At 69.3% G+C, this 12,836-nt stretch carries 12 protein-coding genes, 2 tRNA genes, 1 other RNA gene and 1 riboswitch; of the genes, 7 read left to right on the top strand and 8 right to left on the bottom strand.

Annotation, left to right across the window (positions count from 1 at the left end; translation table 11 throughout):
- Positions 1 to 59: 59 nt before the first annotated feature.
- An RNA gene (rnpB, locus tag LB310_RS07580) (RNase P RNA component class A) lies at positions 60 to 420 on the bottom strand.
- A gap of 122 nt (positions 421 to 542) precedes the next feature.
- Here rnpB and LB310_RS07575 point away from each other — a divergent pair.
- On the top strand, positions 543 to 1,061 hold the full coding sequence (locus LB310_RS07575) for a GNAT family N-acetyltransferase (RefSeq protein WP_096226880.1): 519 nt from the start codon (positions 543 to 545) through the stop codon (positions 1,059 to 1,061).
- The gene (locus tag LB310_RS07570; RefSeq protein ID WP_087192079.1) at positions 1,062 to 1,694 is read left to right on the top strand and encodes a thiamine diphosphokinase; all 633 of its coding nucleotides are present in this window, start codon (positions 1,062 to 1,064) and stop codon (positions 1,692 to 1,694) included. It abuts the gene before it with no gap.
- A gap of 391 nt (positions 1,695 to 2,085) precedes the next feature.
- On the opposite strand, the gene LB310_RS07565 is transcribed toward LB310_RS07570, so the two are convergent.
- Positions 2,086 to 2,430, bottom strand: coding sequence for a GIY-YIG nuclease family protein (locus LB310_RS07565; protein ID WP_227114983.1), 345 nt, complete (start codon positions 2,428 to 2,430; stop codon positions 2,086 to 2,088).
- Positions 2,431 to 2,597: 167 nt separating this feature from the next.
- A riboswitch (TPP riboswitch) is annotated at positions 2,598 to 2,727 on the top strand.
- On the opposite strand from LB310_RS07565, the gene thiC reads away from it, so the two are divergent.
- The 4 genes from thiC (at position 2,715) to thiD (ending at position 6,384) form a co-directional block, all read left to right on the top strand.
- The gene (gene thiC, locus LB310_RS07560) at positions 2,715 to 4,055 is read left to right on the top strand and encodes a phosphomethylpyrimidine synthase ThiC (protein ID WP_301154845.1); all 1,341 of its coding nucleotides are present in this window, start codon (positions 2,715 to 2,717) and stop codon (positions 4,053 to 4,055) included. (Overlaps the previous riboswitch by 13 nt.)
- Positions 4,056 to 4,058: 3 nt before the next feature.
- On the top strand, positions 4,059 to 4,895 hold the full coding sequence (thiM, locus tag LB310_RS07555; RefSeq protein ID WP_301154844.1) for a hydroxyethylthiazole kinase: 837 nt from the start codon (positions 4,059 to 4,061) through the stop codon (positions 4,893 to 4,895).
- Positions 4,896 to 4,919: 24 nt separating this feature from the next.
- On the top strand, positions 4,920 to 5,570 hold the full coding sequence (thiE, locus tag LB310_RS07550; protein WP_301154843.1) for a thiamine phosphate synthase: 651 nt from the start codon (positions 4,920 to 4,922) through the stop codon (positions 5,568 to 5,570).
- A gap of 31 nt (positions 5,571 to 5,601) precedes the next feature.
- The gene (thiD, locus tag LB310_RS07545) at positions 5,602 to 6,384 is read left to right on the top strand and encodes a bifunctional hydroxymethylpyrimidine kinase/phosphomethylpyrimidine kinase (protein WP_301154842.1); all 783 of its coding nucleotides are present in this window, start codon (positions 5,602 to 5,604) and stop codon (positions 6,382 to 6,384) included.
- A gap of 37 nt (positions 6,385 to 6,421) precedes the next feature.
- Here the strand turns inward: thiD and LB310_RS07540 are convergent, their stop codons facing one another.
- The 6 genes from LB310_RS07540 to LB310_RS07515 form a co-directional block, all read right to left on the bottom strand.
- The gene (locus LB310_RS07540; protein ID WP_301154841.1) at positions 6,422 to 8,062 is read right to left on the bottom strand and encodes an amidohydrolase; all 1,641 of its coding nucleotides are present in this window, start codon (positions 8,060 to 8,062) and stop codon (positions 6,422 to 6,424) included.
- 49 nt (positions 8,063 to 8,111) lie between these two features.
- Entirely contained in the window at positions 8,112 to 9,182 is a 1,071-nt protein-coding gene (locus LB310_RS07535) for an MBL fold metallo-hydrolase (protein WP_301154840.1), read from the bottom strand.
- A 68-nt stretch (positions 9,183 to 9,250) separates the two neighbouring features.
- Positions 9,251 to 9,327, bottom strand: a tRNA-Glu gene (locus LB310_RS07530).
- A 31-nt stretch (positions 9,328 to 9,358) separates the two neighbouring features.
- Positions 9,359 to 9,432 (bottom strand) — tRNA-Gln (locus tag LB310_RS07525).
- A gap of 206 nt (positions 9,433 to 9,638) precedes the next feature.
- Positions 9,639 to 10,406, bottom strand: a complete 768-nt coding sequence (locus tag LB310_RS07520; protein WP_301154839.1) for a CDGSH iron-sulfur domain-containing protein — start codon at positions 10,404 to 10,406, stop codon at positions 9,639 to 9,641.
- A gap of 105 nt (positions 10,407 to 10,511) precedes the next feature.
- A complete protein-coding gene (locus LB310_RS07515; protein WP_301154838.1) occupies positions 10,512 to 12,044 on the bottom strand; it encodes a CCA tRNA nucleotidyltransferase in 1,533 nt (510 codons plus the stop codon).
- 144 nt (positions 12,045 to 12,188) lie between these two features.
- Here LB310_RS07515 and LB310_RS07510 point away from each other — a divergent pair, with 144 nt between their 5' ends.
- Positions 12,189 to 12,371 carry a hypothetical protein gene (locus LB310_RS07510; protein ID WP_301154837.1) on the top strand — a complete coding sequence of 61 codons (183 nt, stop codon included), beginning with the start codon at positions 12,189 to 12,191 and terminating at the stop codon, positions 12,369 to 12,371.
- The last annotated feature ends 465 nt before the right edge of the window (positions 12,372 to 12,836 follow it).

The following is a 12,836-nucleotide window of genomic DNA, read 5'->3' as shown; positions in this document are numbered from 1 at the left end:
TGCTGATCGCCGCTATCGGCAGTTGGGAATTCTCGGAAAAGGTCGCTGTATGAAGGGAAGATGCGAGCGGGCCGATAAGCCGGGTTCTGTCGTTGGACGACCATTTATCTCGAACGTGCGTCGCCGCACGCCTCAAGCACGCAACCCGAACGTACGGCGGGCCACCGTGTCGCGTTCCTATTTGCGCTTGCTCCGGATGGGGTTTTCCAAGCCGCGCCGTTGCCGGCGCGCTGGTGCGCTCTTACCGCACCGTTTCAGCTTTTCTCCCGTTGCCGCGCGCCGAAGCGCGTGTTCGCGGGGGAGTCTTCTTTTCTGTGGCACTGATCCGTCGGGTCGCCCCGCCCAGCCGTTAGCTGGCATCCTGCCCTATGGAGCCCGGACTTTCCTCACACCGAGGTGCGCGATCGTCTGGCCCGCTCGCATATGGTATTCTAGCAAACCGAAAGCAGCGCGCGCCCGCGAAAAGCGAAGCAGCGCGAAAAACCGATCCGGCCGCGTGCAGCCGGCGGGCGGGCCGCGTGCCGGCAGAGGTAAGGAGCACCATGAACGAGGAACTCACCATACGTTTCGCCACGCGCGGGGACGCACCGGCACTGCTCAGGCTGACCCAGGGGCTTGCCGCCTCGATGGGGCGCGAAGGTGCGGTGGCCGCCACGCCCGCGGATATCGTGAGGGGCATGTTCGACGAAGGCGGGGGCGAGGCGCTGGTCGCCGAGCATCCGGACGACGGCGTGGTGGGGTGCGCGGTCTTCTGCCGCGCGTTCTCCGTGTGGACGGGGGGTTGCGGCGTGTACCTGGAGGACCTGTTCGTGGACGAGGCGTACCGGGGTGCCGGTGCGGGCCGGGCGCTCATGGCGCGCCTGGCAGCGCTCTGCGAGGAGCGGGGCTATCGGCGCCTCTCATGGCACTGCCGCGACGCGAACGAGGCGGGGCTTGCATTCTACGAGCGCTTGGATGCCGAACGGGTCGACGCGCTCGTGCTGCACCGGTTGGAGGGCGAGCGGCTTGCCGTGCTCGCGGCCCAGGCTCCGACAGGCGGATGTGCGGAAGGGGCGAGGTAGATGGCGACGTGCGCGATCGTGGGAGCGTCCCCCGAGTTCAATGCCGAGGACTTCAAGGCCCGCTACGAGGCGGGCATGTTCGAGTTCGTGATCGCCGTGGACGCCGGCTTCGCCTACCTGGAAGAGCTGGGCGTGAAGCCCGACATGGCGGTGGGCGACTTCGACTCGCTCGGCTACCTTCCCAAGTGCCGCCGCGTGTCGCGCTTCCCGGTGAAGAAGGACAAAAGCGATATGGAGCTGGCGCTTGAGAAGGCCGTGGCCTGGGACTACGACGACCTCGTGGTGTATGCGGCCCTGGGCGGGCGGCTCGACCACACCATCGCCAACCTGCAGCTGTTCGCGAAGTTCTCCGAGCGGGAGTTCTACGTGACCGCCGTGGGCGAGGGCAGCGCCCTGCGCGCGCTCACCGGCCCCGACGTGATGGACCTGCCCCTGCTGGAGTCCGGCACGGTATCCGTGTTCTCTGCGAACGATTGCGCCCGCGGCGTCATCGAGACGGGCATGCTGTACTCCCTCGACGACGAGGACCTGTCGAACCGCACGTCGCGCGGCGTGTCCAACGAGCTCGTGGGCAAGCCCGCGCGCATCGCCGTGGAGGAAGGGACGTTGTACGTGTTCTACCCGCTGCCCTGACGGGGCGGGGGACACAGCCGAGCGGAGGGTGGAGTGCGGACTGCGGAGCGATCGCGGTCGCGCTGCTCGCTTCAAACCACCGTTGGCGTTTCGCGGGTCGATGCGCGCCTCCGCTCGGGATGACCCGGAGGGGTTTGGGGCGTCGTTGCACAGTAATCACCGATTCTTGCCAAGCATGATCGCGCAGGCTCTCCCATGGCGCTGGAGAGTTTTCTTCTTGCAGAGTTTCTCCTGATCAGAAAATCTCATCGCGGAGATAAGCGATGCTGTAGAGTTTTGAGGGGCTCATCGTTGTGGGGAATCGGTAAAAACTGTGCACAAGAGCCTTGCCCGGGCTTCCTCTCGCGTCCGCGCGAACCCGGCTCCACGTTTTCTGCTTCTGGCGCGCAGCTCACTTCCAAACGCGCTTCGCTTCCGGATGCTCCTCCAGGTACAGCTCCAGCAGGGCCTGGAGCTCTTCGGCGTGGTCTTCATGGGCGTCGTCGTATTCCAGCTCCTCAACGAGGGCGAACGCGAATCCCCCGCGGCCGTGCTCGTTCCACAGCGCCTGCAGGCGCTTGTTGGGGTGATTTCCGCCGTCGAAGCGGGCGACCAGGCCGTTCTCGGTTGCCCGCGGATCGCGCGAGGCGATGAGGAACCGCTCGCCCGTGGCGAGGCAGCGCATCTCCAGAACGCCCATGGCAGGCCTGCGCTCGCCGTAGGCCTGCTTGAGCTGCTTTTTCCGTTCGCTGTCCATGGGTTTTCCTCGCCGCCTCGCGTTTTCCCTCCATTGTGGGGCATCTTCGGCCTGTGTGCAATCGACGGTTCGTAGAGCTCGCCGGCGGATTCGGCGCGCGAAACGCAGGGCGGGGCGGTATAATCGCCCGAGCGGCACCGCCTGGCGCCGTGCCGCCGCGAGGCGGCCTCGACATACCGGGGAGCTTGCAAGCCGCATGCGCGGCCGGGCAGGCTGAGAGGAAGCGCCGAAGCACGCTTCGACCCGAGGAACCTGACATGGGTAATGCCAACGAAGGGAGCTCTATGACGCAGATCAGCGCCGCAGCGCGCGGCAATCCTGCACCGGTCACGCAAATCGACCACGCCCGCGCGGGCACCGTCACGCCGGCCATGCGCACCGTGGCCGAGAAGGAGGGGCGCGATCCCGAGTTCATCCGGGAGGGCGTGGCGGCCGGACGCATCGCCATCCCCGCGAACATCCACCATGCGAGCCTCTCGCCCGAGGGCGTGGGCGGCGGCCTGCGCACGAAGGTGAACGTGAACCTGGGCATCTCGGGCGACGTCGCCTGCGAGGCCGAGGAATGGAAGAAGGTCGACGTGGCTCTTGAACTGGGCGCCGAGGCCATCATGGACCTGTCGAACAGCGGCAAGACGGCCGCGTTCCGGCGTGCCCTCGTGGAGAGGTCGCCGGCGATGATCGGCACCGTGCCGATGTACGACGCCATCGGCTATTTGGAGAAGCCGCTCGTCACCATCACGGCAGAGGATTTCCTCGACGTGGTGCGCGCGCATGCCCAGGACGGCGTGGACTTCGTCACCGTCCACGCTGGCATGAACCGCCGCACTATCGAGAGCTTCCGCGAGACGGGTCGGCTCACGAACATCGTGAGCCGTGGCGGGTCGCTTATCTTCGCCTGGATGGAGGCCACCGGTAACGAGAACCCCTTCTACGAGTTCTACGACGAGGTGCTGGCCATCCTGCACGAGCACGACGTGACCATCAGCCTGGGCGACGCCATGCGCCCTGGGTCCACCTACGACGCCACCGACGCGGGGCAGATCGCCGAGCTCATCGAGATCGGCAAGCTCACGCGCCGCGCATGGGATGCGGGCGTGCAGGTGATGGTGGAGGGCCCGGGCCACATGGCGCTCGACGAGATCGCCGCCAACATGAAGCTGGAGAAGCGCCTGTGCCACGACGCGCCCTTCTACGTGCTCGGGCCGCTCGTCACCGACATCGCGCCGGGCTACGACCATATCACGGCCGCCATCGGCGGGGCCGTGGCCGCGGCCTCGGGTGCCGACTTCCTGTGCTACGTCACGCCGGCCGAGCACCTGCGCCTGCCCGACGCCGCCGACGTGCGCGAGGGCCTCGTGGCAACGAAGATCGCCGCACACGCGGCCGACATCGCGAAGGGCGTGCCCGGCGCGCGCGATGCCGACAACCGCATGAGCGACGCGCGCCGCCGCGTGGACTGGGAGGGCATGTTCGCCGAGGCGCTCGATCCTGCGCGTGCGCGGGAGTATTTCGAGAGCGCGCCGCCCTCGACGGAGGGCACCTGCACCATGTGCGGCGAGATGTGCGCGATGCGCACCGTAAATCAGATCATGGACGGCCTGACGGTCGATCTCGGGAAGGAGTAACCTATGGAGGCATTCGCTTTGAAGAGGGCTTTGGACAACGTGCGGGCAGGCTCGCCGCTCGTGCACAACATCACGAACTACGTGACGGTGAACGACTGCGCGAACGCGCTTCTGGCCATCGGCGCGAGCCCCATCATGAGCGACGAGCCTGCCGACGTGGAGGACATCACGTCCATCTGCGGCGGGCTCACGCTCAACATCGGCACGCTCAACGAGCGCTCCATCGAGGGCATGTTCGCGGCGGGCGAGCGCGCGGGCGAGCTGGGGCATCCCATCGTGCTCGATCCGGTGGGCGCGGGCGCGTCGGCCTTGCGCACGCGCGTGGCGGGCGATTTGCTCGACAAGCTGGCCGTGTCCGTCATCCGCGGCAACATGTCGGAGATGAAGGCGCTCGCCGGTGGCGCGGCGGCCACGCGCGGTGTGGACGTGTGCTCCGACGATGCCGTGACCGAGGACAACCTGGCGGCCGGCGCGGCGTTCGCGCGCGATTTCGCGGCGAAGACGGGCGCGGTCGTGGCCATCACGGGCGCCATCGACATCGTGGCCGACGCCGATCGCGCCTACGCCGTCCGCAACGGCAGCCCCCTTATGGGCCGCATCACGGGCGCCGGCTGCATGCTGTCGTGCCTGTGCACGGCGTACGCGGTGGCGAACCCGGGCGCGCTTCTGGAGTCGCAGGTGGCCGCAGTCGCCGGCATGGGCCTCGCGGGCCAGCAGGCGCAAACCCGCATGGGGGGCCTGGACGGCAACGGGTCGTTCCGCACCTACCTCTTGGACGCGCTGTACCACCTCGATGGCAACGCGCTCGAGGCGGGCGCGAAGGTCGAAGAGCTGGTGTAGCCGGCGGAAGCGAGAGGAGGGCCGATGTTCCCACGTGAGGATCTGCGCCGCGCATTGGCGCTGTATGCGGTAACCGACCGCGCGTGGCTGGGGGAGCGCACGCTCGTCACATGCGTCGAGGAGGCGCTGGGGGGCGGTGCCACTTTCGTGCAGCTGCGCGAGAAGGACGCGCCCCGGGCCGAGGTGGTGCTGCGGGCCCGCGCGCTCGCGCCGCTCTGCCGCGCGGCGGGCGCTCCGTTCGTCGTGAACGACGACGTGGAGGCGGCGCGGATCGCCGGCGCCGACGGCGTGCACGTGGGCCAGGACGACGCCGCGTGCGCTGACGCGCGCGCGAAGCTCGGGCCGGACGCCATCGTGGGCGTGTCGGTGCAGACCGTGGAGCAGGCGCTGGCCGCCCAGGCCGCCGGGGCCGACTACCTGGGCGTGGGCGCCGTGTTCGGCACGCCGACGAAGCCGGACGCCGCCGACGTGGGAACGGACGGCCTCGCCGCCATCTGCGCGGCGGTCGACGTTCCCGTGGTGGCCATCGGCGGCCTGAACGAGCAGACCATCCCCGCGCTCGCGGGCACGGGCGCCGACGGGGCGGCCGTGGTGTCGGCCATCTTCGCGGCCGACGATATCGAAGCGACCACGCGCCGCCTGCGTGCGGCGGTGCAGGCGGCGCTCGGCGCGTAGCCGCGCCGTCGCTCGAGGAAAGGACGTGCGTATGGAAGCAGTGCTCAGCATCGCGGGGTCGGATTCCAGCGGGGGCGCAGGGATCCAGGCCGACATCAAGACCATCGCCGCGCATCGCCTGTTCGCCGAAACGGCCCTCACGGCCCTCACGGCGCAGAACACCCTCGGCGTGACCGGCGTGCTCGACGTCGACCCGGCCTTCGTGACCCAGCAGATCGACGCCGTGTTCGAGGACATCCGCCCCGCCGCCGTGAAGGTGGGCATGGTGTCGTCGGCCGCCATCATCGAGGTCGTTGCCGACGCGCTCGAGCGCCACGGGGCGACTAACATCGTGGTCGATCCCGTCATGGTGGCCACGAGCGGCGCGCGGCTCATCAGCGAGGACGCCGTCGAGGCGCTGAAGGCGCGCCTGCTGCCCCTCGCGGACGTGGTCACGCCGAACATGCCGGAGGCGGAGGTGCTGTGCGGGTTCCCCGTGAACGACGACGCGTCCATGGAGCGTGCGGCTCGCGAGCTGGCCGGACGGGTGCGGGGCGCCGCGCTCGTGAAGGGCGGTCACAGCTTCGCGCGCGCCGACGACGTGCTCGTGGCGCATGCGGACGCACCGGCGCTCTGGTTGCGAGCGGAGCGCATCGAAACCGAGAACACCCACGGCACCGGCTGCACGCTCTCGTCGGCCATCGCCTGCGGCCTCGCGAAGGGCCTTCCGATGGAGGAAGCGGTGCGCGCCGCGAAAGGCTACGTCCACGGCGCCCTCGCCTCGGGCCTCGACTTGGGGAAGGGCAGCGGCCCGCTCGATCATATGTGGGAATGAGGCGAGGAGACGGGGGCAACGTCCCCTTCCCCCGAACCTACCGCTCGAACACGCAGCGGCCGCCCATGAACGTGGCCAGCACATTCGTCTTCTGGATATCCTCCGGATCGCAAGCCAGCAGGTTGCGGTCGAGCACGGCTATGTCGGCCAGCTTGCCCGTCTCGAGGGTGCCCAGCTCGCGCCGGCGCCCCGCCGCCGCGGCGCTGCCCTGCGTGTAGGCGCGCAGGGCCTCCGCCATTCCGATGCGCTCGTCGGGCAGCCATCCGCCCGCAGGCTCGTGCGTGCCCGGATCCTGGCGCGTCACGGCGCTGTACAGCACGTCCATCGAGTTCACGTCCACCACGGGCGAGTCCGTCCCGAACGCGAGCACCGTGGAGCGGTCGAGCAGCGTGCGCAGCGGCCACATGTAGGGCACGCGCCCCTCGCCGAGGTCGCGCTCGGGGCCGCCCGGGTCGAGCGTCATATGCGGCGGCTGCACCGCGGCCACCACCTGCAGCTCGGCCAGACGGCCGAGATCCTCGGGCAGGAAGTTTTCCAGGTGCTCGAGGCAGTTGCGGCGCCCTTCCGGCAGCGGCCCGTACGTCGCCCGCGCCTCCTCGAAGATGTCGAGTGCGGCGTGGATGGCCGCGTCGCCGATGGTGTGGATGCGCACGGGGTAGCCCCGCTTGGCGGCAGCCAGCACCAAGGAGCGCATCACGGTGGCGTCCACCGTGGGTCGGCCGCAGTCGCCTTCGGCGCGCGCGTTCGCGTAGGGCTCGGTCACCCAGGCCGTGTGCTGGCTCGACACGCCGTCGAAGAACTGCTTGAAGCCGGTGGCCTGCAAACACGGCCCCGTGTAGAGCGCGCGCATCGTCTCGAAGCGGCCCATGTCGCCCGTCAGCGTGGGGAAGAGGTGCACGCGCGCGGTCAGCTCGCCGCGCTCGAGCAGGGCCGCGTGCACGTCGTCGCGGATGAAGTCGAGTCCCGGATGCGCCATGAGCGACATATCGCAGACGCTCGTCACGCCGAACGCGCCCAGCCGCGCGAAGAACCCGCGGTAAGCGCTCGCCACCTCTTCGTCGGTGAACGATCCCATGATCTGCGGCATCAGCTCCATGGCGGCCGCCTCGCGCACGATGCCGGTCAGCTCGCCCGCCTCGTCGCGATCGTAGGAGCCGCCCGCCGGGGGAACGCTATCGCGCGTGAGCCCCAGCTCGGCCAGCGCCGCCGAGTTGAGCCACAGCGTGTGGGCGTCGCCCGAGTACAGCGCCACGGGGCGGGCGGGGAAGGCCTCGTCGAGCGAGCGCTTCGAGGGAAGCACGGGGGGATCCCACCGGTACTCGCGCCATCCCTGCGCCAGCAGCCAGCCGTTCGGGCGCTCGGCGGCGAACGCCCGCATGCGATCGACGCAGTCGGCTTCGTTCTCGCCGAGGAACATGGTCGCCAAGGGCGAAGCGTACACGGCCGAATGGAAGAAGTGCAGGTGCGAATCGTGGAATCCGGGCACCACGAGCGCGTCGCCGAAGTCGCGCACCTCGGGCGCGGCGCCCTCGTTGCGCGCGCGGGCGAAGGCGTGCACGTCTGCGCGCGGGCCCACGGCCACGATGCGGTCGCCTGAAACGGCGACGGCGGCGGGCCTCGTCGCGGCGCCGGTTCCGGTGAACACGTTCTCGCTTTCGATGATCAGGTCGATGTGCATGGGATGCTCCTTGTCTCGCAGCGCCGTATGCCGTATCGCGCCCCGTCGGCTACGGCAGCTCGAAGCGGTACTCGTCGCCGCAGATCGTCTGCTTCAGCTTGCCTTCGCAAACCAGGTACACCAAGTGCGCCATCGTCTCGCCCATCGAGAAGAACTTCTGGTCGAGCGGCCAGGAGCGCCAGTTGTCGTAGCGCCACTTCGCGTGCGACGAGATGGATACGACGTCCCCGTGCCCCTCGGCCACCAGGTCGTATATCTCCTGAAGGCGTTCCTCGTGGTGGCTGATGAGGTGCAGGGCGCGCCCGCGCAGATCGCCGAACACGGCGCCGTGGCCCGGCAGCACCCGCTCGACGTCCAGGTTGCTTACCTTCCCCAAGCTCGCCAGGAACTCCTCCAGGGCGTTGTAGGCCGGGAACCACGAGGCTATCGAGGGCGTGATGCGCTCGAGCACGTGATCGCCTGCCAACAGTATCCTGCGCGACGGCTCGTAGAGGCAGAGGTGCCACGGGTCGTGCCCGGGCGTCTCCAGCACCTCGAACGCATAGGACCCCGCACGGAGCACGTCGCCCTCGTGCAGGAACGTCACGGCCGGCTGGTTCTTCAGGGGCAGCAGCTCGGCCGATACGTGCAGCGTAGGCTTGCCCTTTCCGAAGCCCAAGCCGCTCTGGTGTGGCGTGGCTGCCTTCAGCAGCAGGGGGCCGAACACGCGGGCCTCCATGTCCTGCAGGTTCTCCACCTCTTGGAACGAGTGGAGGTTCGCGAAGACCGGCATGCCGTCGCGGTAGATGCGGTCGAGGTTTCCCGTGTGGTCGGGATGCGAATGGGTCAGCACGATCTCCACGCCGTCCCAGGTGCGTCCCAGGGCGGCGAGCGCCTGGCCGAGCGCCTCCTCGCAGGCGGGGTGGTTGAAGCCCACATCGACGATGGTCGTGCGGTCCTTCGACAAGATCAGGTAGGAGTTGAGCGCGCGCAGGGGGTTGTGCGGCAGCGGCACGCGCACCAGGTACAGGTTCGGCAGCAGCTCTACCGGCATGCCGAAGGGCGCCGCCAGGCAGGCATCGGCCGGGTCTGGCACGGCCATGCTCGATGGGGTTGCCGTGCCCGTGTTCGCTCGATCCATGCGGCCTCCCTTTCCTCGGGGCGAAATAGCAAAAAGGCCGGGGCTGATGCCCCGGCCTGCAAGTTGCTTGGTAGCTCCGACCGGATTCGAACCGGCGACCTCCGCCTTGAGAGGGCGGCGTCCTAAACCGCTAGACGACGGAGCCACATAGTGCGCTGTGCAGTATACCGCAAAAATGGCTGGGGTGGAAGGAGTCGAACCCTCACATACGGTACCAGAAACCGCTGTCCTGCCATTAGACGACACCCCATCGGCTAACCGATGTGCTTCCGTTGCTTGTTGCAACAGTCGCAAGCGCGAGTGCATATATTACGGGGAGCCATGGACTTCGTCAAGGCCCCAGCCCAACTTTTTTTGAAAATTTCGAACTTGCCCGCCAGCGGGTCGGGAGGCGCGCTCGTTGCCGGGCTGCGACAGGGCGCTTGCGGGCGCTCCGCGCTTCCGTGCGGCGCTCCGTCAGTCCAAGCCGTCCGAGAACCCGATGCTCACGTGCATGGCATCGCAGAACGGCTTGTTGCGCGACGCCCCGCAGCGGCAGAGCGCATAGCGGTTGCGCAGCTCGTAGGTGCTGCCGTCGGAGCTGATCAGGGGGATTCCCCCGCGCACGTACAGCGGGCCGCTCACGCCCTCCTCGGGGTCCTCCAGAAGCGAGATCGCGGGATCCAGCTCGGGCTCGTAGGGGGCGCCGTCGGCGGTGTCGTAGTGCACGAGCCGCCCGGCGGGGCAGTCCGACGAGGCCTTTATCGCCTCTCCCTTCAAGCGCTCGTCGCCCGAGAGCTCGGTGAGCGTCCACACGTCGCCGTCCTCGCGGTGGCAGAAGCGCGCGAAGGCGCAGCGGTTGTCGTCGAGCAGGTACGCGCCTGGGCCGGGGTAGACGTCGGCGCGCTCCTCGAAGGGCTCGCGGCTGGCCGTCTCGGTGCCGTCGAAGCCAGCCGTGACGTGCGAGCCGTCGCAGAACGGCGGCGTCTTCGTGCGCCCGCAGCGGCAGAGCGCATAGGTTTGCGTGGCGGGGAACGTGCGGCGCACGCGGTACTCGCGATGGCCGCCCACCGGCGTGATGACCTCCTCGAGCAGCGGCACGGAGCCGTTGACCACGTACGGGCCGTTCTCCACGATGGTGATGCTCATGGGGGTGGGCGTCTCGCCCTGGGTCTGGGGCGCGTCCCCCGGCTGGGCCTGCCGGGTCGTCTCGCGCTCGGTGCGCTCCTGCGTCATCGTTGCCATGGCGCCTCGCTTCCTATCGGGGTCTCGGTATCCCGTCAGTATAGGAGCGCCCGCCGCGGCCCCGGCGCCGTCCGGCGGCGCCGTTGCAAGCAGGTGGGCCAACCGTTAGGTGCCTGCCACGTCGCCGGCGCCGCTCCCTGCGCCCGCAGCCCGCTTTTCGTCAGCGGCTTGTTCCGGGTCCTTCGTGCCCTCTGCCGCATCCCGGCCGCCCTGCTCGGCGAGCCAGTCGGCCGCGAAGGCCAGCAGGGCCGCGCGCTCGTTCGGCACGCGCTCGTCGATCACGGCGTCGAGCGCCGCAGCGAGCACGGCGCCCACGGCCGGCCCCTGCCGCACGCCGGCCGCCATCACGTCGCGGCCGTCCACGGCGAGCTTCCTCAGCGTGAAGGCCTCGTTCGCCTCCAGTATCCCGCCCAGCACCTCTTCGAGCTCGTCGGCCAGCTCCACGCGCCCCGCGCACCGCGGTGCCTGGGCGAGCGCGTCGCCGCGCTTCAGGTCGCAGAGCGCGCGGAACAGCCCCACGTCGCCGCCCAGGCGGGCGAGGGCCCGCTTCACGGCTTTCGGCGTGGGCTCTATCACGTCATCGTGATGCTTCACCAACGTCAGCACGCGCCCGACGAAGGCCGGCGAGAGCGCGAGCCGCCCCATGGCCGCCCGCGCCAGCTCCACGCTGATCTTCGCATGGCCGTAGAAGTGCCCCGTGCCGTCCGCATCCTGGAAGAACGCCGCCGGCTTCCCCATATCGTGGAAGAGCGCCGCCCAGCGCACGAGGGGGGAGGGCGGGGTGTTCTGCACGACGAACGCCGTGTGCTCGAGCACGTCGTATACATGGTAGGGCGTGCGCTGCTCGAAGCCCTTGCACGCCACCAGCTCGGGCAGCACCGCGGCCAGCACGTCCACCGTGCCCATGAGGGCGTCGTGCACGTGCGCGCCCAAGAGCAGGCATTCCAGCTCGTGCGTCACCCGTTCGGCCGATATGCGCAGAAGCTGGCCCTTGTTCGCCATCATGCCGGCGTAGGTGGCAGGCTCGATGGAGAACCCCAGCTGCGAGGCGAACCGACATGCCCGCAGGATGCGCAGCGCGTCCTCGGAGAAGCGGCGAGCGGGGTCGCCCACGGCGCGTATCGTGCGTGCTTCGAGGTCCGCCACGCCTCCGTACGGGTCGAGGATGCCGCGTTTTGGATGGTAGGCCAGCGCGTTCATGGTGAAGTCGCGGCGGGCCAGGTCCTCCTCGATGGTGCGGACGAAGGAAACGGCCTCGGGGTGCCGCGCGTCCGCGTAGGCGCCGTCGTCCCGGTAGGTCGTGATCTCCAGCGCCTCTTGCTCCACTACTACGGTGAGCGTGCCGTGCGCCGTGCCCGTCTCGTGCGTGCGGCAGCCGGCCGCCTCGAACACGCGCTGCACCTCCTGCCAGGGCGCGTCGGTGGCCACGTCGACGTCGGCGCACGCCCGCCCGAGCAGCGCATCGCGCACGAAGCCGCCCACGCACCATGCCTCGAAGCCTGCTTCCTCGAGCGCGGCGAGGGCGAAGGCGGCCTGCGGGGGCAGGGGGATCGCGCAGGGGTATGGGCCTCCGGGGGCAGCGCTGCGAGCCTGCCCCCGCTCTGCCAGCTCGTCGCCAAGTTGTCCGGGTGCCTCCATGCCGACCTCCTATCCCGCCAATGCTCCCTGCGGGGAGCGCCCTTGCCCGCCTTGCTTTTCCCTGCGTCGCTCTTTGTTGCCCTTACTAGTATAGGTGAATCCCTGGGGCCTTATTTCCCGCGCCCTCTTGAAGTAGTCCCACCGTTGCATTATCGAAGGCCGAAGCCCGCCTGCGCCGCCGCCTGCCCCCGCACCCACCACATAGAGTCGCCCGACGAGATCGACCCCGCCTGGCTCGCCGGCTGCGGCGCCGTCGGCGTCACCGCCGGCGCCTCGACCCCCGAGGGCCAGATCGACGCCGTGGCCGCGTTTTTGGAAGCGCTGTAGGGAACCCCCCCCTTCGGGATCCTGCTGCGCCCCGCCCGCCGCCGCGGCAGCGCGCCAAAGGCCCGATGCCGCCGCATCGGCTTGCCGCGCGCCCCCCTCCGCGGCCCCCGGATCCCCCCCCTTCCGCCCCGCCCGCGCCCCGCGGCCTCCCGGGAAGGGGAGGCCGCGGGATCTTCTTTCCCGCCCCCCGCCTGCGCAAACGCCCTCCCGGCGCCCCCGTCCCGAAGATTTTCCCGAAACACCCCTTGCCAAGCCGCGGCGGGGAGCGTATTATATTCGGGCTGCGTTTTCGAGGAGGACGCGGCCCGGGGCCTCCCGGAGGGACTTGGACCGAAAGTTTTCGAAAAAAAGTCCTTGACAGGATGGCAACGGGAAGGTAAAGTATCTCCTTGCGCCGCTCGCCCGGAAGGGAGGCGGCGAGGCCCCCCGGAAGGGGAGGCGGGAACCTTGAAAACCGGATATTGC

The sequence above is a fragment of the Gordonibacter sp. RACS_AR49 genome (assembly GCF_030418435.1).
GTDB lineage: Bacteria > Actinomycetota > Coriobacteriia > Coriobacteriales > Eggerthellaceae > Gordonibacter > Gordonibacter urolithinfaciens.
Note: the sequence above shows the minus strand (reverse complement) of the source record. Positions and strands in the feature narration are given on the sequence as shown.

Excerpts from the sequence above, each read along its gene's own strand:
- LB310_RS07535 (WP_301154840.1), bottom strand. The coding sequence starts at position 9,182 with ATGGATCGAGCGAACACGGGCACGGCAACCCCATCGAGCATGGCCGTG.
- LB310_RS07575 (WP_096226880.1), top strand. The coding sequence starts at position 543 with ATGAACGAGGAACTCACCATACGTTTCGCCACGCGCGGGGACGCACCG.
- LB310_RS07515 (WP_301154838.1), bottom strand. The coding sequence starts at position 12,044 with ATGGAGGCACCCGGACAACTTGGCGACGAGCTGGCAGAGCGGGGGCAG.
- thiM (WP_301154844.1), top strand. The coding sequence starts at position 4,059 with ATGGAGGCATTCGCTTTGAAGAGGGCTTTGGACAACGTGCGGGCAGGC.
- LB310_RS07540 (WP_301154841.1), bottom strand. The coding sequence starts at position 8,062 with ATGCACATCGACCTGATCATCGAAAGCGAGAACGTGTTCACCGGAACC.
- LB310_RS07520 (WP_301154839.1), bottom strand. The coding sequence starts at position 10,406 with ATGGCAACGATGACGCAGGAGCGCACCGAGCGCGAGACGACCCGGCAG.
- thiC (WP_301154845.1), top strand. The coding sequence starts at position 2,715 with ATGACGCAGATCAGCGCCGCAGCGCGCGGCAATCCTGCACCGGTCACG.
- thiE (WP_301154843.1), top strand. The coding sequence starts at position 4,920 with ATGTTCCCACGTGAGGATCTGCGCCGCGCATTGGCGCTGTATGCGGTA.
- thiD (WP_301154842.1), top strand. The coding sequence starts at position 5,602 with ATGGAAGCAGTGCTCAGCATCGCGGGGTCGGATTCCAGCGGGGGCGCA.
- LB310_RS07565 (WP_227114983.1), bottom strand. The coding sequence starts at position 2,430 with ATGGACAGCGAACGGAAAAAGCAGCTCAAGCAGGCCTACGGCGAGCGC.
- LB310_RS07570 (WP_087192079.1), top strand. The coding sequence starts at position 1,062 with ATGGCGACGTGCGCGATCGTGGGAGCGTCCCCCGAGTTCAATGCCGAG.